This window comes from Algoriphagus sp. 4150 (assembly GCF_031457395.1).
Taxonomy (GTDB): domain Bacteria; phylum Bacteroidota; class Bacteroidia; order Cytophagales; family Cyclobacteriaceae; genus Algoriphagus.
Genome location: NZ_JAVDWS010000001.1, coordinates 161,713 through 182,616 on the forward strand (window position 1 = coordinate 161,713; position 20,904 = coordinate 182,616).

Annotated in this window: 17 protein-coding genes; 6 read left to right on the plus strand and 11 right to left on the minus strand. The window is 41.4% G+C overall.

Annotation, left to right across the window (positions count from 1 at the left end; genetic code table 11):
- Window positions 1-82: 82 nt before the first annotated feature.
- Window positions 83-2,326, minus strand: a complete 2,244-nt coding sequence (locus J2X69_RS00660) for a sodium-translocating pyrophosphatase (protein WP_310096823.1) — start codon at window positions 2,324-2,326, stop codon at window positions 83-85.
- A gap of 290 nt (window positions 2,327-2,616) precedes the next feature.
- Entirely contained in the window at window positions 2,617-3,549 is a 933-nt protein-coding gene (locus J2X69_RS00665) for a serine hydrolase (protein ID WP_310096825.1), read from the minus strand.
- A 304-nt stretch (window positions 3,550-3,853) separates the two neighbouring features.
- Between J2X69_RS00665 and J2X69_RS00670 the strand changes: the two genes are divergently transcribed.
- Window positions 3,854-4,147 (plus strand): hypothetical protein, encoded by a 294-nt coding sequence (locus J2X69_RS00670; protein ID WP_310096827.1) that lies wholly within the window; start codon window positions 3,854-3,856, stop codon window positions 4,145-4,147.
- Between the two features lie 628 nt (window positions 4,148-4,775).
- Window positions 4,776-5,003 (plus strand): hypothetical protein, encoded by a 228-nt coding sequence (locus J2X69_RS00675; protein ID WP_310096831.1) that lies wholly within the window; start codon window positions 4,776-4,778, stop codon window positions 5,001-5,003.
- Window positions 5,004-5,058: 55 nt separating this feature from the next.
- Here the strand turns inward: J2X69_RS00675 and J2X69_RS00680 are convergent, their stop codons facing one another.
- Window positions 5,059-5,517 (minus strand): heme-binding protein, encoded by a 459-nt coding sequence (locus J2X69_RS00680; protein WP_310096834.1) that lies wholly within the window; start codon window positions 5,515-5,517, stop codon window positions 5,059-5,061.
- A 119-nt stretch (window positions 5,518-5,636) separates the two neighbouring features.
- Between J2X69_RS00680 and J2X69_RS00685 the strand changes: the two genes are divergently transcribed.
- Entirely contained in the window at window positions 5,637-6,737 is a 1,101-nt protein-coding gene (locus J2X69_RS00685; protein ID WP_310096837.1) for a Gfo/Idh/MocA family oxidoreductase, read from the plus strand.
- Between the two features lie 246 nt (window positions 6,738-6,983).
- On the plus strand, window positions 6,984-7,163 hold the full coding sequence (locus J2X69_RS00690; RefSeq protein ID WP_192350681.1) for a histone H1: 180 nt from the start codon (window positions 6,984-6,986) through the stop codon (window positions 7,161-7,163).
- A gap of 76 nt (window positions 7,164-7,239) precedes the next feature.
- Here J2X69_RS00690 and J2X69_RS00695 read toward each other — a convergent pair whose 3' ends face one another.
- From J2X69_RS00695 to J2X69_RS00715, 5 genes are all read right to left on the minus strand, one after another.
- Window positions 7,240-8,436: a BamA/TamA family outer membrane protein gene (locus J2X69_RS00695; protein WP_310096841.1), complete on the minus strand. Its 1,197-nt coding sequence runs from the start codon at window positions 8,434-8,436 to the stop codon at window positions 7,240-7,242.
- A 453-nt stretch (window positions 8,437-8,889) separates the two neighbouring features.
- Entirely contained in the window at window positions 8,890-10,503 is a 1,614-nt protein-coding gene (locus tag J2X69_RS00700; RefSeq protein WP_310096844.1) for a RagB/SusD family nutrient uptake outer membrane protein, read from the minus strand.
- A 10-nt stretch (window positions 10,504-10,513) separates the two neighbouring features.
- On the minus strand, window positions 10,514-13,807 hold the full coding sequence (locus J2X69_RS00705) for a SusC/RagA family TonB-linked outer membrane protein (protein ID WP_310096848.1): 3,294 nt from the start codon (window positions 13,805-13,807) through the stop codon (window positions 10,514-10,516).
- Window positions 13,808-13,954: 147 nt separating this feature from the next.
- The gene (locus J2X69_RS00710; protein WP_310096852.1) at window positions 13,955-14,998 is read right to left on the minus strand and encodes a FecR domain-containing protein; all 1,044 of its coding nucleotides are present in this window, start codon (window positions 14,996-14,998) and stop codon (window positions 13,955-13,957) included.
- Window positions 14,999-15,075: 77 nt separating this feature from the next.
- Window positions 15,076-15,690 (minus strand): sigma-70 family RNA polymerase sigma factor, encoded by a 615-nt coding sequence (locus J2X69_RS00715; protein ID WP_310096854.1) that lies wholly within the window; start codon window positions 15,688-15,690, stop codon window positions 15,076-15,078.
- Window positions 15,691-16,037: 347 nt separating this feature from the next.
- Here J2X69_RS00715 and J2X69_RS00720 point away from each other — a divergent pair, with 347 nt between their 5' ends.
- The gene (locus J2X69_RS00720; protein ID WP_310096857.1) at window positions 16,038-16,286 is read left to right on the plus strand and encodes a hypothetical protein; all 249 of its coding nucleotides are present in this window, start codon (window positions 16,038-16,040) and stop codon (window positions 16,284-16,286) included.
- A gap of 216 nt (window positions 16,287-16,502) precedes the next feature.
- Window positions 16,503-16,718 (plus strand): hypothetical protein, encoded by a 216-nt coding sequence (locus J2X69_RS00725; RefSeq protein ID WP_310096860.1) that lies wholly within the window; start codon window positions 16,503-16,505, stop codon window positions 16,716-16,718.
- 259 nt (window positions 16,719-16,977) lie between these two features.
- Here J2X69_RS00725 and J2X69_RS00730 read toward each other — a convergent pair whose 3' ends face one another.
- From J2X69_RS00730 to J2X69_RS00740, 3 genes are read right to left on the minus strand one after another with little or no spacing between them, the layout of a single operon-like run.
- Window positions 16,978-17,553: a phosphatase PAP2 family protein gene (locus J2X69_RS00730; RefSeq protein WP_310096863.1), complete on the minus strand. Its 576-nt coding sequence runs from the start codon at window positions 17,551-17,553 to the stop codon at window positions 16,978-16,980.
- Entirely contained in the window at window positions 17,550-18,461 is a 912-nt protein-coding gene (gene hemF, locus J2X69_RS00735) for an oxygen-dependent coproporphyrinogen oxidase (protein WP_310096866.1), read from the minus strand. Before hemF ends, J2X69_RS00730 begins: the two co-directional genes overlap by 4 nt.
- A gap of 17 nt (window positions 18,462-18,478) precedes the next feature.
- Window positions 18,479-20,902, minus strand: a complete 2,424-nt coding sequence (locus tag J2X69_RS00740; protein ID WP_310096869.1) for a BamA/TamA family outer membrane protein — start codon at window positions 20,900-20,902, stop codon at window positions 18,479-18,481.
- Window positions 20,903-20,904 lie beyond the last annotated feature (2 nt).

A 20,904-nucleotide genomic window follows, 5' to 3' on the forward strand; every position in this document is an offset into this window, starting at 1 on the left:
CTATAAGATTGAGGGTGAGGTCAAAAAAAAAGACTGCCTTGAGAAGACAGTCTTTCGACAGAAGTGTAATCCTATAGATGGATTAATTCAGATTCTTTAGTTCGAGGGTAGATTCAGCGACGATTTCTTTCTCCGGGCTATAAGTGATTTCTTTGTTGACCTCCGCTTGTTCAGCGATTGCAGGGGGCTCTGAGCGTTGACTGATATGTGGTGCGATGATCAAGGCAACTATAGACATCAGTTTAATAAGAATGTTCATTGAAGGTCCTGAAGTATCCTTGAAGGGGTCGCCAACGGTATCTCCGGTCACTGATGCCTTGTGCGGCTCGGATTTTTTGTAATACATCTCACCGTCGATCTCTACACCTTTTTCAAAAGATTTCTTTGCATTATCCCAAGCTCCACCTGCATTGGACTGAAACATGCCCATCAAAACCCCGGAAACCGTTACGCCTGCCAATAATCCTCCCAGCATTTCTGCAGATGAAACCTGCTCGAATACTCCCTGAAAACCAAATCCCACCAACAAGGGAGTAATAAGTGCAATGGCACCCGGCAAGATCATTTCACGAAGGGAAGCTTTGGTGGAGATCTCTACGCATTTTTCATATTCCGGCTTGGCTTTGTACTCCATAATCCCGGGGATTTCCCTGAACTGCCGCCTTACTTCATTCACCATATCCATGGCTGCCCTGCCTACTGCCGCAATAGCCAGAGAAGAAAATATATACGGAATCATACCGCCCACAAATAGAGCCGCTAAAACGGGAGCTTTGAAAATATCAATGGCATCTATTCCGGCTACTCCCACAAAGGCAGCAAATAGGGCCAAAGAAGTCAGCGCAGCCGAAGCAATGGCAAATCCTTTTCCTGAAGCGGCGGTAGTATTTCCTACAGCGTCCAGGATGTCAGTCCGGTGTCTAACCTCTTCCGGCAATTGGCTCATCTCAGCAATACCTCCTGCATTATCAGCGATGGGTCCGAATGCATCAATGGCAAGTTGCATGGCGGTAGTAGCCATCATCCCTGCAGCTGCAATAGCGACTCCATACAGCCCCGCAAAAGCATAGGATCCCATGATGCCACCCGCGAGCACAAGTATCGGGAGAACTGTGGATTCCATGCCTACGGCAAGTCCCGCAATGATATTGGTAGCATGACCCGTAGCCGATTGCTGTATGATTGATTTCACGGGACGCTTGCCCATTGCTGTATAGTACTCGGTGATGATACTCATCAAAGTTCCTACAATCAATCCAAGGATAATAGCATAGAACACATCCATATTGGTGAAATCATAGCCTCGGATAGAAAGGGTCTCAGGAAGCATGTATTTCACCACAAAAAAAGAAGCAACACCGGTGAACACAATGGATGACCAGTTTCCCATATTCAGTGCATGCTGCACGTCTCCTTTGTCATCTTTGATCGTCACGAAGAACATTCCCAAGATGGAAAAAACTATGCCTAATCCTGCCAAAACCATTGGAAGTAGGATAGGGGCAATCCCTCCAAAATTATCAGCAGATACAATCTCACGTCCTAAAACCATCGTAGCTAGGATGGTGGCTACATACGAACCGAATAGATCGGCCCCCATTCCTGCCACATCCCCTACATTGTCTCCCACATTATCCGCAATTGTCGCTGGATTTCTGACATCGTCTTCGGGTATTCCCGCTTCTACTTTTCCAACCAGATCAGCTCCCACATCTGCAGCTTTGGTATAAATTCCACCTCCCACACGGGCAAAAAGCGCGATGGACTCCGCCCCCAATGAAAAACCTGCAAGCACCTCAAGCGCTTTTTCCATTTCGATTCCGTTCACTCCGGCTCCCGTCACACTTTGCACATACATATGATAGAATAGAATGAAAAGAGAGCCCAGTCCCAGTACAGCCAAACCGGCAACTCCCAATCCCATTACAGAGCCTCCGGTAAAAGAAACGTTAAGTGCATGCTTCAAACTTGTTCTCGCTGCCTGTGTAGTGCGGACATTGGCTTTGGTAGCGATATTCATTCCTATATATCCTGCGAATGCCGAAAAAACTGCCCCTATAAGGAAGGAAATGGCGATAACCGGGCTCGAAGTTTCTACGGACATTCCTGACCATACTAAGAGTATCACGGCGATGACTGCAAAATAGGAAAGTACTTTCCATTCAGCCTTTAAAAATGCCATGGCCCCATCGGCTATATAGCCGGCGAGTTCCATCATGTTTTTATCTCCTGTTTCCTGCTTAGTCACCCAGGCAGATTTAATGGCCATTACAATCAGGCCAACCAGCCCCAGCGCCGGGACGGCATAAATCAAAGCTTGTTCCATAAGGTATGTCTTACTGTTAATTTTGGATTTGTTAATTGAGCAAATATATAACTTCTCATTTACCGACCAATTGCAGATTATAATAGCTTAAAATGCTGTTTTTGAAGAATTTATTGACGATTGCACAATGAAATCATCGTTTGATTTCAGTCTGTTATTGGATTTCCCGGTATTTATTGAAATTTTGGAAAAAGTGAAGAACTGTGGAACGCTTAAATCTTTGTGGTTTATGGAAAATTATAATGTGGCTTAAGGGGATTGCTCCCACGGAAATTGCTTAGAATCATTTATTAATAAGGCTGTCCTTCAAGATACTTCCCAATTTCCTCAGGTTGGCTATAGGGTTGTTGCGGGTTAAAATAATTCCAAATCAGATTGGATAGCTTTCTGGTAAGTACCCAGGCTTCATTGTCATAATCCCAACGTTGATCAACGTTATTGTTGGTGAAAATAGCGCAAACGTAATCCCCCCGGGGAGAATTAACCAAAAAAACCTCTGAACGGGAAGCGTTCACCATTCCCTGCTTGCTCGCCACGTTAATCCCAGCCGGAATTCCTGATATAGCATAATCCGTATAAAAAGTATTGGAAAGCAATCTGTACATCTGTTCAGAGGCAGCGGGACTGAATAGCTCTCCATTATTTAAGCGAACTAAAATACCCGCCATCTCCTTTGGGGTGGTCTGACCCCAGCCGTACTTTTCCCAGATGCTTTCCCTTCCTGCAGTTCGACTATTCACTCTGGTGTTTTGATAGCCTAATTGATCCATGACTTGGTTTAGTTGAACACCACCTCCGGCAAGTGCCTGATTCCAGAGTGAAGTGGTATTGTCTGAATAGCTCAGCATTAAGGCAAGCAGCGTACTTAGGTCAGTTTGGGTAGAATCTTTAAAGAATTGCATGATTCCCGATCCTCCGTATTTGATGGAGTCATGGTAAATCAAGGGTTGGTGGTAATGCAATTCTCCGTTCTCTATTTTGTCAAATATTCCCAAGAGAATTGGGATTTTCACTATGCTGGCTGTGGGAAATATGGAGTCGGAATTGATTTCCACCACATTCCCGGATTCCAGATGCTCGATGTATATGCCTATATCCCCTTGAAAAGATTGGACCAGTTCCAGGATATAGGCAGTCAATTGTTGATCAGTTTGTGTCTGAGCCTGTAATCTGATGGGCAGGGTAATAACCAAGAATACAATCAGCAATCTGTATAGTGTCATAGTATTGGGGGTTGAAGTTTTAAATATGTGAAATTTGGAGTATAAGCGGGGAAGTTCTATCTGAAATTTGATTTTACGATTATCCTCGATCACCACAGCACCAAATTAGTCTATGGTTACCTCAGTATGGCGCGACAAGCTCAGTGACCTGTCTTGCGGAGATCATTATTGGAAATTATGTCCGCTGGCAGTGAAGTGACTATACATATCCCAAAGTTGACCTCAGGATATCATAAAATAGTCAGAGAAGAGTAAGAGTTTTATGCCTCAGCTTCTTTTCTTTGGGGAGTCAAACAGCGAAAAAATGGCTATAGAGGATAAAACAATTGCTGATTTTCTGAAATCAGATGATAAGGTCAACCATTACAACCCTATGCTAAAGGCGCTTTGGTATGATGGTAACGGAGATTGGGATAAGGCACATGATCAGGTGGATAGCTTGGAAGGAAAGGAAGCAGCCAGAATCCATGCTTACTTGCATAGAAAGGAAGGTGATCAATGGAATGCGGACTATTGGTATAGAAGAGCCGGAGAGGCTAGGCCGCAATTAACCCTGGAGGAAGAGTGGAAGGATTTGCTGAGTCGATACATAGGGTGATGTTTATGCCTGTTTCTTTATTTCGGTTGATGGTACAACTGCCTTTTGGGAAACCTGAAATAGGTGTGGAAACTCAAGTTCGATGGATTGAGACTGTCTCATAAGTAGGTTATCTTGTCAGGCTGAGCGAAGTCGAAGCCTTTTATGTGCTAATTAAGCCCATTTCGACTTTCATGCCTTCGGCAGACTGGTTGCTCAATGTGACAATTATGAGTTATGAGACAGCCTCTCAATGATGCCGGTAGCCTCATTTTCTTTGGTATAACGGCGGGAAGACCGATACTTCGACTACGCTCAGCACGAGTGACAGAAGACCGAAGTGGCCTTGACGCTAGTGTTTTCCAAATCCTAATAATGTTTTAGTCGCTTTTCTACCGGTAGGGATCCAAAAGCACCATAAGATATGGTAAACCAATGAATTGAGTCCTTCTGCCTGCCATGCTGTGACGGGTCTCCCTGGATTGCATGCCTTTAGGTTTTCAAAGGAGGATTATCAGGGGAATTTACAGGCATCATTGCTGATAATCTCATTGAATTATAACTTTTCCTTTGAAAAATACCCTATATAGGGTATGTTTTCGTCAGTTATTGATAGGTACTTTTGGGTTATTAACTCATTGACCTATTTATGAAATTCTTTTATCTGTCTTCCAATCCGAATAAGGACGGATTGCACGAAATACACGATCGTGAATGTGAATATATTCCGAGCTCGTATGAGCGGGACTACCTAGGTCCTTATAACTCAGGGAAAGAAGCAATGAGGAAGGCCCTGACTATTAGGAATGGAGTAGCGCTGTGCAAGAATTGCTGCAGTACCACCGTGCATTCCATCATCTCTGATTTGAGTGAGTAATTACTTATTTACTTTATGTAATAAGCGGGGACTGAAACCTTCACAAAACTTGAAATCAATAAGCTTCCAAGCCTGCAGCAGCTACAATTCCGTCTTGCGCTGAAGTGGCACCGGATATACCAATGGCACCTACGATAATTCCATCTTTGAAAATAGGCAGTCCTCCTTCTATTGCGACGGCATTTGGTAAGGTGGCAATTCTTGCACCGCCTTCACCTTTCATCATATCTTCAAAAACTTTAGTGGGACGTTTGAAATAAACCGAAGATTTCGCTTTGGCTAAGGCAACATCAACACTGCCAATTTGTACACCATCCATTTTGCGTAGCGAGATCATATGTCCACCTGCATCCAGTACTACTATTACCATATTCCAGCCCTCAGCCTCGGATTTGACTTGCGCAGCATCTGATATTCTAATTGCATCTTCAAGGGAAAGATAGGGTTGGACCTGACTTTGGGCCTGAGTGAAAAACGGAACAAGAAGGAAAACGAGAATCAATAATTTTTTCATGTGCATACAAGGTTGACCAGAATATAAATCCATAGTTGAATTTAATAATTTTTTGGGGGTAAAGATGAAAACTGTATCTTGATAAGCGTATTAAATATCAAACCCTTAACCTAATGCCTATGAATTTTATCACAAGAAGAAACACTTTGAAGTCTATTGCTCTTGGAGCAGGTGCAAGTTTGATCTCTCCTTTTAATGTATTTTCCTCTTCTAAGCCCCGAAAAGATAAGCTGGGAGTAGCGCTGGTAGGATTGGGCTATTATAGTACGGACTTATTGGCTCCGGCTTTGGAAAAAACTGAGAATTGCTATTTGGCAGGAATCGTGACAGGAACTCCCACCAAAGCAGCGGTGTGGAAAGCGAAATATAAAATTCCTGAAGAAAATATTTACAATTACGACACTTTCGATGCTATAGCAGGAAATCAGGATATAGATGTAATCTACATTGTATTGCCGCCGTCTATGCACAAGGAATATGTGATCCGTGCTGCCAAAGCAGGAAAACATGTCTGGTGTGAGAAACCCATGGCCATGACCGTGGAAGAGTGTCAGGCAATGATTGATGCCTGTAATGAGGCCAATGTTTCGCTCTCAATTGGTTACCGCTGCCAGCATGAGCCAAATACCCATGCATTTCAGAAAATTATTAGCGAACAAAGTCTTGGCAGTGTGTTGGGTGTGGACTGTGCGGCAGGGTACAGAGAGAGTCGTACTGATCACTGGAAGCAGAAGCGCGAAATGGGTGGAGGAGTTATTTATGATATGGGTGTTTATTCAATTCAGGGAGCCAGACTGGGATCGGGGATGGAACCTGTAGCTGTAAATTCGGCAAAAGTCTGGGCTGAGCGTCCTGAGATATACAAAGATGGATTAGGCGAGATTGTGGAAGCTGAGTTGGAATTTCCCGGGGGTGTGATCGGAACTATCAAGACTTCATTTGCGGAGAATATCAATTATCTCAATATCACCTGTGAAGAGGGGATGATAGAGATGGCGCCGTTTTCTGCCTATTCCGGCAATAAAGGGAAGAGCCCTTTGGGGGAGATCAATTTCCCTTTTCCGCAACCTATGGAGCAGGTATGGCAAATGGATAATGATGCGCGGAGTATACAGGAAGGAATTCCCCAAGCTGTGCCGGGAGAAGAGGGGCTTCGCGACATTCGTATAGTCCAGGCAATACTTGAGTCTGCAGAAAAGGGCCAAAAAGTGCTGATTTAATGAAGCAAGATTCTCATTTGGCCAATTTATAAGCCAATTTGGGGAGAGTAGAAGCGTTTTTGGCAGAAAATTAAACTCAATTTTTGGCATGAAATGTTGCTAAAAATTGAATAAAACGAGTGTTTTAATGAAAACATCATTTTTCTGCACTAAAAATTAAAAATAATCGCCAAAAGACTTCTAATGGCACTATAAATGATGTTTATTGTATTCAAGTATAATTTATAACCAACCAATAAAACGATTATGAGCAGACACCAAGAAGTTAAAGATTTGGTCGATTCTTTAGAAGCAGACTTTGCAAAATTCTACGAAAACGGTAACAAAGCAGCTGGCACTAGAGTAAGAACAGGCATGCAAGCCATCAAAAATCTTGCACAGGAAATCAGAGCTGAAGTTACAGCAAAGAAAAACGAGGCTAAATAATTTACTTTAGTCACTTACTATAAAAGCCCCTAAAGATGAATTTCTTTTGGGGCTTTTTTTTGCGAAATAAAGTAACTTAGAAAGACTCGTTTATGTTTAGATAAAATCCTGAGTTTCCTTTTTGACCAAAACCATAATCAGCAGTAATAGTAGTTCGGTTTGCTTTGTTGATCATCACACGCAAGCCTAAACCATAGCCGGGGTTTATTTTTGTAAGTAGATTTTCCTGAGTCAATTTGCTCCCAAAACTTGCTGCATTTACAAAAATAGTTCCGCCAAAAGTTTCCTTATTTTTCTGTAGAGGAAAGCGATATTCAGCTTCTGAATACACCATGCTTTCTCCTCTGAATCGTCCTTGAGAATACCCTCTGCCCGAACGTCCAAAGAGGTCATAGCCGATTGAAGGTAAGGCCATGTAAGGTAGATCGCCTGATACAAGGAAATTGGCATAACTCCAGAGTGCCAATAAATGACGTTTCCGCTTCTCACTTAAGGGAAAATAGTGGCGGTAGTCAAGTAGGAGGGTGGAAGAAGATTGATTTGAGCCTAAAAATTCCGGATTGATTTTGTAAGAGACTAAAGCAAAGTTGGTCTCATAAGGAGATACTGCCAAATCACGGTTTTCCATTATTGCATTCAATGTAATCCCCGAAAGTGTGTTTTTATCTAAATTAAACCCCTTGCTATGATTGTAGAAATCATTTGAGAAAGTAAACTCTTGGGGGATTCCATCCTCTATAAAGTTGTCAATTTTCGAATAGATATCAAGATGATATCCCACGCCCAGATAAAACTTAGAGGTAGAGATTCGCTTCAGCACTGTCTCGTAGAATCGTACCCAATTGTAATCCATTTGCTGTTCTCCCCACCAGACATCTGCTTGTTTTGGGTTTTCGGTAGGTTCGTTTGGGCTAGAACTCCCTAGTCCGAAGGTAGGCTGGGATGTAATGAAAAAACGCCAATCACCAACTAGAATCCAGCTGTCATCGGCAAGGAAAATAGTACTTCGGGAGCTGATCAGCCATTGTTTTTTGGTCGTGTACACTAGATTTCCTACCAGATTGGACAGATGGGTGCTTTCGGGATCTCCCATTCTCCATGTAGCAGATGGTGCAATGCCAAATAGCCAGCCGTTTGCAGGGTTTGAAGCAATGGCAGGCAAGGGCACCAATTTAAAATCCCGAATCTGATTTGGCTTATAGACTATTGAATCTTGTGCATGGATAGGTAGGTTGATCCAAAATAGCAGGGCAAAAATCAGGATTCGAGTCATTAAAAAGAGATGTCTAGTTGAAGTCGGAAACGCAATTCATTTCATTGTCTTGAGGCAGTTTTTGTCTTGAAAAGTAAATCGGGTCAATTCAGTTGTCAATTTGTTTTTATAACCGGCAAAAACCAATTGAAAGATAAGGTTAATTCCTGTTGTTTGCTGCTTTCAATGTCTAAGTGTGGACGTATGACAGCATATCTTGTAACCTGAGTTCGATTAAAAAAATATAGAATTATATTGGGGTTGAAAAATAGAGAAAAAAGTGTGCTTTATTGTGGTTAAGTGTCTGATTTTAAAGTGGATGTATGGTGTTTTTATGCTTTTGTCTATCTCTAAATTTTCTGTCTAGTTGATGAATTTTTCGCTTCTTTGGAAAAAAATCAAGGTTCCCAAATATTCGGGAACCTTGAATTAAAAAAAGCAATTTCGGCTATTTATAAGTTTTTAAACATTGAATTAATAACCGGGGTTTTGTTTCAAATTACTGTTTTTATTGATTTCTTCTTGGGGAATGGGATAAAGGCTTCTGTAATCTCCATTGGGTTCATGAGAAAACCAAGACTTGGTAGTGAACACCCCGAAGCGGATCATATCCTGTCTTCGTCGGCATTCTTCAAAAAACTCATATCCTAACTCATCCATAAATCGACCATAGAGGACGTCATTCCCACCTTCTTGGGTAGTAACATGTACGTCCCTACGACCATAATCATACCTACTACCTCCCATGAGTTCTGCTCCGGTAACAGGTGCCTCTGCGGGATTATTTCTAAAGCTACGTTCTCTTATCTGTGTCACAATAGCAGCGGCTTCACCGGTACTTCCGGTACGCAGCAAACTTTCCGCTTTCATCATCAGAATATCGGCATATCTAAAAAATGTATAGTCATTGTTCGGTATTACACCTGCACCTTGTTCTACTTCAAATTTGCTTAGACGTAAACCATGAACAGCTTGTGACGTATCAACAGCAGGCAAATCGTTAATCAAAACTAAATCCTTGTCTTTCAAAGATCCATTTTGAACCGTTAACTTATTGCCGTTTCTATCATACAGTTGTCCCTTCAGCCAGTTTTCAGTATACCTCTCATCCAATGGGTTAAAGGTGTCAATAAACTGTGGGATGGCACATATTCCTCCCCAAGGAGAAAATCGGAGGCTGTATGTTGCCTGAGCCTCTTGAGGCAGTGTCTGCATATGATGGTCAAAAACATTCCAACCAGCTGTATAGTTTTCATCAAAAACCAATGACCAGATGATCTCTCCTGAACCCTCATTGTAAACAATAAAATTATTCTTTTGATTGCTTTCCAAAGCGTACTTATTGGACTCGATGACGATATCACATTGCTCTATACATTTATCCCACATGGCTTCACCGGTATAAACTTCCGCATTCAGATAAAGTTTGGCTAATAAAGTATGTGCCACCCATTTATTAATTCTACCATATGAAGCACTTCCAGTTTCCTCGTTCAACAAGTCTATATTTTCAGTGATATCATTTACAAGAAAATCAAACACTTCCTTTCTTGAGCTCTGTTCAGGAAGAAATCCCTCTGGAACATCGAAGTTGGTAACAATGGGTATGTTTCCATACATATCCAAGAGGACATAATAATAGGTAGCCCTTAGTACTTTAAGTTCAGCTAATGCGTTTTCTTTGAATTCTCCTAAGGGGACAAGATCATTTTCTATTTGATAGATTACCCTGTTTGTGGTTGTAATTCCTCTATATGCCCTCCTCCAACACTGAACGATTACCAGATCATCTGCAGTCCACTTATGCTCATGGAGTCTTCTGTAATCACCTGCATCCACCCAGCCCCATGGTCTTTTTGGGATAACCAATGCATCAGAGCTGACATCTTGTGCCCAAAAGTAGCTCCCCCATCCTCCGAAAAGGTCGTTCCAGGGAACATATGCGGATGCAATTATGGAACCTACTTCACTTTCTGTAACCTCAAAGTCTTTAGCGATCAGTATGCTGTAACTTTCATCTGCCAATTCTGTACAGCCGATACTATTCAGTAGAATAGCCGATAAGAGAAATATTTTTATTGCCTTCATTTTTCTGAATTTAGAATTTTATACTAGCTCCAATTGTAAATGTTCGGGTAGTTGGATACTTATCCCTATCATCAATGCCTGGAGACAAACCGTTCCAATTTACCTCAGGGTCTATACCTTTATATTTGGTGATAATGAAGGTGTTAAGTGTAGAAACATGAAATCTCATGGAGTGGATATGCTTCGATTTAAGCTGGTTGACATTATACCCAAAAGTAATATTATCGATCTTTACGAAGTCCCCATCTTCCACATAGTAATCGTTAAATTCCAACGGGACATTTTCATTTAATACGGTCTTCCCAAATACAGGCGTATAGGCAGACTTCAAGCGGTTGTACCGCTCATCTCCCGGGTTCTCATAATACATCCTTTGAAAGTTGATAATTTGAAACTTAAAGGAACCGCGCATGGTCACGCCAAAATCAAAATTCTTATAGTGAACGGTGTTGTTCCAGCCGGCATGGAAATCAGGAATACCATTTCCTATTATTTGCTTTTCATCGAAACTTCTGTTAAAATCGCCGTACGCCACCTCTTCTCCTACACTGTTTTTGTAAATCCAATAGCCATCATCCGATATATCTGCTACCTTGTAACCGTGAAAATTACCGATTTCACCTCCTATTTCTACAAGGTGCGTATGTGTTTGGATGGGGACTCCGGTATGTCCTGTCGGAAAATAGTTCGTCTCTAATTTGTACAAATCATTCGATAAGCTTACAAGTTTGTTGGTATTAGTGGAGTATAATAACTGTGTAGTCCAATTTACATCTTTTGTTTTTACCGGTTCTATAGACAGGCTGACTTCAATCCCCTTGTTTTCCATCATACCAACATTCGCTCTTGTAGACGGATAAATATTGGGAGGACTAGGCACCTGGTAGTCGTACAATAATCCATCAATTCGTCTTACATAATAATCCACTGTGCCATACACTCTGTTATTAAACAATTCAAAATCAACACCTACGTTAAATTCCTTCTTTTCCTCCCATTTCAAATATGGATTTGGGTTCCTAGTTGGAACCAAAGAACGTACCCAGACACCATTGACCAAGTAATATTCTGCGAAACCTAGTGTAGCAACACCTAAAAAAAGATCGGCCGGAGCGTTTCCGGTGACCCCGTACCCTGCCCTTAGCTTCAAGTTATTGACAGCACTGATATTATCCATAAAGCCTTCTTCATGTACTCTCCACCCCAATGATAAAGCAGGGAAAGTTCCCCATGGTTTTTCGGCACCATACAATTGGCTTGCTGCTTCACGGCGTACACTGGCTAAAAGCAAATATTTATCTTTGTAGGTGTAATTGACTCTGCCGAAAAAACTGATCAGGTTGGTTTTTCCTCTGGAGCTGCTCTGGCTGGCTAATCCATCAGCAAGGGCTTTTCCTGCTCCAATATCTGCATAACCCACTTGATCCGTAGGAAAGTCAAAGTTACTCATCGACATATCAAACCACTCGTTTTCTTGATAACCATATCCTCCGAGTACGGAAAATTCATGTCCACCGAATCCTTTTGAATAATTGGCAGTAAGCTCAGTATATTTATTAGCAGCATCTCTGTTGCCTATTGAAGCATAACCGTTACGTCCATCCCGTATATTGCTGATATGGTTCTTGGTCTCAGAGTAACCCCGGGCATCATTGAACTTATCATAGGCAAACATCGCTTTTAAGCTTAGTCCGTCCAAAGGCATATATTCTATAGTACTATTATACCTGGTAAATTGGCTTCTCTTACGACCATCGCTTTCATATAATCTCGACAAGGGGTTTTCATAGTCAAAGATCCCTTCCTGAAACCATCTGCCATCCTCCGTTTTGATTGGAGAAGTGGGGTTCTGAATAGTCATTTGGCGGTAAGTCCAACCACTAAAACTGGTATTATCTCCTGTGGTAGTGAATGAATTTTGTCTTCCCAGTATACCTATATTAAACACCAGCTTATCATTAAGCATTTTGTGCTTGATGTCGACACGGCCACTAAAGGTTTTGTTGTCAGATTTAAGCATGATGCCTTCCATATCGCGATAGTTGAGATTAATGAGGTAACTGGTTTGCGCTTTGCCTCCACGATAGGTCAGGTTATGAATTTGCGAAAAGGGGCTCCTTGTTCCTTCTTTAAACCAGTCGGTATCAGAACCGTTATCCCAACTCGCATCCCGTGTCCCATCTGCTATTTGCTTTCTATAATCAGCTGCCGTAAGCATATCCAGTTGTCGGTAAACCTGATCTGTACTCATTTGTACACTGTATTCGACAGAATTGATCTGATTCTTATCAAAACCTTTGGTGGTGATCAATATCACCCCGTTGTTCCCGCGTACACCATAAATCGCCGCTGCGGAACCATCTTTAAGTACATCAATAGATTCTATATCCTCGGGAGCAACTGTCCGAAAGTCACCGGGAATCCCATCTATTAAAATCAAAGGAGACGAACTGGCTCCTAAAATAGTTGTATTGCCCCTAAGCGATACCTGCACCCCACTTGTAGGATCCCCACTGGTGGATCCAATGGTCAATCCTGCCACTTTACCTTGAATCAACTGTCCCACATCCTTAACCGGTGCCTGGACAAAATCTTCCGCTTTTACAGAAGCTACTGAACCGGTAACATCTCCCTTCTTTTGGGTACCATAACCAATTACCACTACTTCTTCCAATGCTAAAAGATTTTCATCCAATTGGACATCAATGACAGTTTGGTTGCCCACTGTCACAGTGGTGGATTCATATCCGATAAATGAAAATACCAAGGTGGCTCCTTCGGCTACTTCTATTGAATAATTACCGTCAATATCAGTTACCGTGCCTGAGGAAATTCCCTGGATGCTTACGACAACTCCCGGAATGGGTTCACCGTCGGTATCCGTGACTTTTCCTGTTATGATCACTTCTTCAGAGATCACCACCTGTTGTTGCGTTTTTGAAGGTGATTGGCTGATGTCTATATTATGATTGACCTGCTTGAAGCTAAGGTTTGACTGATAGACAATTTCCCTTAAATGGGCCTCAATGGTGTTATGAGAAGACGAGAAGCGGTAAACCTCATTGCGGTCTACATGCCTTTTGTCATAAGAAAAGTTAAAACTAGTTAGTTTTTCCACCGTGGAAATGAAATGTTTCAGGGTCATTTCCTTGCTGTCCAGGTTGATGGACACCTCATCGATGGACTTCAACTGCGCATTTACCTCTCCGGCGGTTACCAAAGAGATAAACATCATTTGGGTAAACAATCCATATAGGAAATACTTCGACAACATATAGATTGTCCTTTGTAATTTTAAATTCATAATTTTGAGTTTAGTAAAGTTCAGAAAACAGGGTAGAGGATGCGTCCATTCCCCAATGTACTTGCATTCATACTACCCCTTTTGACTTGGCCATCCGCTGTGGCGGATGGTTTTTTTATGAGCTGTTAATTTTCATGGTTATTTGGGTTAAAATTTGATTCGTATTTTTTTTTCATTAATCTCATATTCAAACCTTTCTACGTAGGACATGCGATCGAGCACCATTTTCAAACTCTCATTATTGTACCTTCCGGTGAGATTCCAGGATTGTGTCGGACTTCCTGTTGTTTGGATATTCACTCCATACCACCTTTCCAGTTCTTCGATGACTTCTAAATAAGGAGCTTCCTTGAAGTGTAGAATTCCGTCTTTCCAACCGGTTACCCAATCTCCTTCAAATTCGTCTACCAGAGTTTTCTGTTTAGTTTTGATGTATTGGAGTCTTTGTCCGGGTGAAAGCAGGATCTTTTCCTGGGTGTCTTTGTTTTCCACTTTTACTTTACCGTGAACAAGTGCCACATTTAACCGGTCTTTGTGGAAGGTATTGATGTTAAAAGCGGTTCCTAATGCGGTAGTCGATAGGCTACCGGTAATTACCTGAAAAGGGCGTTCGGGGTCTTTGGCTACGTCAAAATAAGCCTCGCCTATAAGATGTACTTTTCTCAGTGAATCGGAAAAGTTTGAAGTGAATTCCAGTTTGCTGTCTGAATTGAGCCAAACCAAGGTGCCGTCTGGAAGTTTAAATTTACTTTTTTGACCTCTCAGGGTCTGTTTTTGAATGGTAGTAATAGGTGCTTCTTCCTTAGTGCTTTCTTTCGGTGAAAAAGGAGGTTGGGGCAATCCGAGAAACAAAAAAAATCCAAGTAAAAAGACAGCCGCTACCTTTGCCCCAAAAGCAAAATGATTGCCCCATGGAGATAATGTGTAAGCCTGTTTGTTTTTTTCTTTATCAGTTGGTTGGCTTTCTTTTCGGAAAATCTCTAAAAGTATTTTCTCTTTTTCCAAGTCAGGAAGTTCATTACGGGTAATTTGGATGCCCAGCACCATTTCCCTTGCGGCGAAAAAATCCTCACGCTTGTCAGGGTGAGCATCCAACCATTTTTGCCAGTAACGGTCCGTATGTTCATCAGGCTTTTTGACCCAACGTACAAATTCTTTATTCTTTAAAAGTTCACCAACCTGGTCTTTCATGGATTTTTTTGTATTTCTCCATATATAACAGGAAGAAACCTCAAAAAAACCATCACGAAAATCAGAAAATTTTCAAATTATTTTTTGGTGAGCGTAGACTTTAGAAAATCAATGGTGCGGTATAATAGGGTTCTGGTAGCTTTTAGGCTGGAAAATCCCATAATTTCTTTGATCTGCTCATAGCTCAAATCCTCAAAAAAATAATAATAGACCATTTCTCTTTGCCGTGTTGTCAATTTTTTGAGTGCGATGTTTAGTTGTTTAACCTGTTCTTCTTTGATCTGTTGGTTGATCAAAATTTGTTCGTGGGAAAAAGTTAACTCAAAATGGGTGATTTGATCTAATGGGATTATTTTGTGAAGCAAGGTGTTCTTTTCACGGACTACTTTTCTTCTCAAGGCTTTAAACAAATAGAATTTTATGGAACCTGTTTTGCCTAATTTTTGACGGTTGGTCCGGATTTCTACGAATAGGTCTTGAATGGCATCCTTTACCAATTCCTCATCATCGGAAAACTTACACCCATAATCAAATAAGTCAGATACATAAATTTCATATATGCGGATGAAGCTGGATTCACAGCCAGACCTGAATGCATCCCAAAGGCACTCCTGGTGAGGGATGTCCTGGTCTTTTAGAACAGATAAGTTCCTTTGGTCAGGAACTTCCACCAAGCGGTTTACTTCGGTCATTTGGGCAGGGTTTATTAATGTGATTTGTTACACCACTCAGTAAGCTAATAAAAAAATGTATAAATGACATAAATAAAACATAAAACACACTTTTAAAAGATTGCTTTCAGTGAATTAAAACCATAGTTCGCTTGATGTATATCTTTTTTACAAGAGGTTATAAGTAATGCAGGAAACAGGAAAATCGCTTTTAAAAATCTATGGTAAAAGATAAATAAAAAGAAGACTAATAATTCAATCTCCATTGTCATCAATAGGGTAGAAGACTACGTCTATATTCTTTGCGTGATGTCTAAAAATATAGTGATGACAAAGCTGGTCGAGAAAGTAAAAAGGTACGGTAGCAGATGGATAAAAATCCTGGATCCCTTTTTGGAAATGAAAAATGTAATTATGGCTTTGTGTTACAATCCGATATGGAAGACAAAGTGGGAATGACTTTAACGCTGCCGTATGAGCATGATTTTGTCCTTTGGTTTACCATGTTTGCTGAATATGTCGACTTGGTGTATCCAGAAAGGTTTAACGATAAAGTGGAAGATCGCTTCCGGCAAAAATGGGAAAGATTGAAAAAGACTACCAACCTGCTGACATAGGGTTGTCACTCTTGTTTTTTTTCTTTGTGCTTGAAGTATGTGATTGCTTTGTCATTCTAACGGCCTCCCTAATGGCAGTGTGTATCCGCTATTGGAACAAAAGAATGGGGCTTTTCAATGAAATTTGAGGGGTGACTGTAGCGATTTGACGCATTTGCCCGTATGGGGAATGTAACTTTATTTGTTTGTCCAATTATTTTTAATAAGTAAGATGTTATGGTTTGGGTTTTTAAAACTACAGTAGAAAAAGAAAATCAAGTGGCCGGTCTGGCTCCTGTACTCGATAGTTTGGTTCAGGATCATGGTGATTGGAATTTTGATCTGGAGGACTGTGACCACATCCTTCGTGTGAATGCCCCCCATGTTGCTGCCGATGAAATTATCGAGCTTATAGAACTGGAAGGGTTTTTCTGTGAGGAGTTGGAGGATTAGCCCAACATGGTTCTGAAAGTTAGGTTAATTTTGGGATAGAGGACTTTTTTGGTCAGAGGCAGACGGTGTATCCAATGCGCTTGTGTAGCTCCTTTCCTAAGCAAAAGGCTTCTCTGCTCCAGAAATACCTAACCCGAATCATATGGGGGCCTCGGATGGATGCCAATAACCTGCATCCATGTAGAAACCACCTAAATCCGTGTTGAGTGCATCAGAGTTATCGTGGATATTTCTGCGATGAAATTCGCTAGCCCAAGCCCTATTTCAGTAGTAACTTGAGAATTTCTCTCTTTATAAAAACCACCAAAATCCAAGATAGAAGTGCCGCAAGAAGCCCTACAACTGCACCCGCCAGAATATCCATAGGGTAGTGGACTCCCAGATATATTCTAGTGTAGGAAATCACTGCTGCCCACACAAACAGCCATGGCAGAAACCGCAGCTGCCCTTTCATTTTGAGATTTAAGAAAAGTGCCAAACCAAACGTGTTGGCAGCATGAGAGGAAGCAAATCCAAACAGACCGCCACATCGACCATAATTGTGGATTATTCCATCCCATCGCTCATCATGACAGGGGCGTAGTCTTTCAAAAAAAGGTTTCATCACCGCAGATGCCACCTGATCGGAGATAAGAATGGTCAAGGCTATGCCACCAAATACCCACCAGCAACCTTTGGGATCCGCTTTGTATATAAAAAAAATCAAGATGATATAAAACGGGATCCAAACAAAGGTTTGAGACAATTGAAAAGTGATCACATCCAGTAAATCAGTATGGAAGGAGTTTAGCCAGAGGAATAATTCCTCATCCCAAGTTTTGATTTGTTCGATCATTTTACAAAAGATAACCAGTCAATCCCTTTTTTGAGGTGCTCTTGGGTATATTCTTCTTTGGACCCTACTTCCGGTTCATGCATGTATTCCCACTCTGCCATCGGAGGCATGCTCATCAGAATGCTTTCCGTACGGCCATTTGTATCCAAACCGAATTTTGTCCCTGCATCCCATACCAAGTTGAATTCCACATATCGGCCTCTTCTAAGACTTTGCCAGGACTTCTCCTTTTCGCCATACGGAGCTAGGGAGTTTTTCTTCATAAAATACCCGTAAACGTCAGGAAACAAGCGTCCTAAAGATAAACTGAATTGAAGAATGTTTTCGAACTCCTGGTCGTCTTTGGCTTGTAGTCTATCATAGAAAATTCCTCCAATTCCCCGGGTTTCATTTCTATGTCTGATATAAAAATACTCGTCTGCCCAGTCTTTAAACTTAGCGTAGTAGCTGGGATCGTATTGATCACACACTTTTTTCACTTCCTGATGAAAGTGCCTGGCATCATTCCCGTCAATATAATGAGGGGTCAAATCTATTCCTCCTCCGAACCAGTGTTCTCCGTTGTCCATCTCAAAGTATCGGATGTTCATGTGGATAATTGGTACCATAGGGCTTTTGGGATGCAGTACGATAGATACCCCCGTTGCAAAGAAATCAGCCTTATCCAAGTTTAGTTTCTTAAGAATTTTGTCAGGGGTAGGCCCATGTACAGCCGAAAATGCAACTCCGCCTTTTTCAATAATATTTCCATTTTGGAAAATTCTGGTTCTGCCGCCCCCTCCGGCAGACCTTTGCCATTGATCTTCTATAAATTTGCCGCTACCATCCGCCAATTCCAGCTCTTTGCAGATATAATCCTGCATTTTACGGTAGATTTCAGCTATTTCTTCTTTACTCTTTCGTGACATTGTCGGTTGTTTTTGCCTTAGAATGGATAACCTATGCCAAAGTTAAGAACAGTTTGGCCTTTCAGTCCAAAAAGACGGTTGAATGATACATTATCCAGCACCCATCGCTCACCTTCCGGCATGGATGGATCTACAGCTTTGGTGGCCAAGTCCAGACGAACTACCAAAAAGTTAAAATCCATCCGTAAGCCCAAGCCTGTTCCGACGGCAAGTTCCTTATAAAATCTGTCAAATCTAAAATCCGCACCGGGTCTGGAATTGTCCGCTCCTATCACCCAAGCATTTCCCACATCTACAAATACTGCCATATCGAAATACCCCACTAAATTCCTTCGGTATTCCAGCATGGTTTCCAGGATCATTTCAGCGGGCTGTTCAAAGGCATAATCATATCTTCCCCTGTCCCCAACAGGCGGAGTATAGCTACCCGGTCCAAGCCTCCTTGCTTGCCAAGCTCTGATACTAGTACCTCCGCCGGCAAAGAAATATTTCTCGTATGGCAAAATTCCATTACTTACCCCGTAGGGGTTAGCTATTCCGAAGTTGGCTCTATAAGCTAGGGTTGTTTTCTGGTCAAGTGGATAATATCTCCTGAAATCTGCCTGAAGTTTAAGCCATTGAAATCTGGCAAAATCAGTCGTTTCACTATTGCTTGGAGGTCTTCCAAAATTCAATGTGGTTCCCCCACTTTCTACAAAGAGCTTGAGTAAAGAAGCTTTGTTGGTTGAATTGTAATTGCCGTAGTTGTTGAAATTAATAATCGACTGTGCAGAAATGCTGCTAATAAAAGAAGGTAAAAACGACCAAATTAAATTGTTACCCTGATTTTCCAGGTCTCGTAAAACCTGAGCGAAGTCATTTGAGATTTTTGGTGTCCGTATGTAATTAATATCTGCGGCATTTACGGTGAATTGCTGTCTGTTTCCTCTGGTTACCCATGTATAAGCAAGAAGGGCGTTTAATCCTGATCTGGTGTATTCCGGACGGTTAGTATAGTTGTAGCCGAGCTGGGCGCGTGTGTTGGGATTATACCTTCCGAATTTGCGCAAACTCTCCCCATAGAAAGGAATTAGAAATCTTGGGAAAATCACAGAAGCGGAAGCACCTAATTCTTTGCTTTGATAGACCCCCTGATCGGTGGCTGAAGCAACGCCTTCGTATCCTATTCTGGTATTGAATTCCAATATTTCTCCGGCTCTAAAGAAATTTCTGTTTCTCAACACAATGCTGAAAAACGGTCCCGGCAATTGCTCGGTAATACTTAGCCCCAGCTGGTTGGTGAGCTGATATTTCTGATTGGGTTGCGTCAAAATCCTTGCGGTAAGGCTGGTTCCTACCGTGTCAAATGAAATATTGATGTATCGGAAAAGATCAAGATTACTCAGCTGTTTTTGGGTTTCAACAATGTTTAGCCTACTATATTCCTGACCTTCATCAAACAAAATCCTAGAACTGAGCAGTTTTGCGGAGAAGCGGTCTTTATAGAAGGTGAAATCAATGTTTCGGTAGTGTCTCTGCTCTTTTTCATCAATGAAAGTATCGCTTGGAGGACTGATTTTGAATGTGATGGAATCGATTCTATATACCTCATGCTTTTCTGAAAATGAAGGCTTAAGGATGCGCTGCTCCACATGGATTTTCTTCGAAGTGGTATCGTAGTACAGGTTGTAATCGATAAAACTCTTGGTGAACAGAAAATATCCATTGTTTTTGAAAAGTTCTTCCAAGCGATCTCTTTCTCTCGTGAAATTGCTCTGATCATAGCGGTCATCTTTTTTGATAAAAGATACAGGCTTTGTTTTTTCGATGAGGCTTATTATCCCTTCATTATCAGTTCTGGTATAAATGGAATCCAGCAGATAGGGTTCCTTTTCGTCGATGGTGTAGATTACTTCCGCCTTTTTCTTCTTCACTGCCACCTCATAGGATGCTTTGGAGTCCAGAAATCCTTTGTTATACAAGTAGTTGCGTATTTCAATGGTTGTTCTTTCAGTGAGCGTACTGTCGAGGATGGTCACAGGGTTTCCTGTTCGCATCAGAAAATTCCCATATTCCGACAATTTTTCTAAGTATTGGGTTTTTGTCTGGAGCTTGTCCCGTTTTTTAATCAGTTTTCGTTCGTCAGGATTTCCGTTAAGACTATCTTTTGCTTTTTGAAGTTCAGAATTAGTTAAAATTAGTTTGTTGCTTATTTTTGCACTGTCATAAAAAAACTGACCCAACCTGTAAATACTCACCCCGAGAGAGGAATTTGTAAGGGGGATGGTAGTATTGGGTTCTTGTATAAACAATCCCTGAATTTCCGCTTGACTTGCATTTTTCACCCCTTTCAGCTTATTGCTTCTGAGGACAAATTTCCCTTCAGGTAAGTTTTTGCTCACTGAGCAAGCAAACATGCCCCAGAGGACACCGATAAAAAGTATATATTTGGAGAATTTCAAAA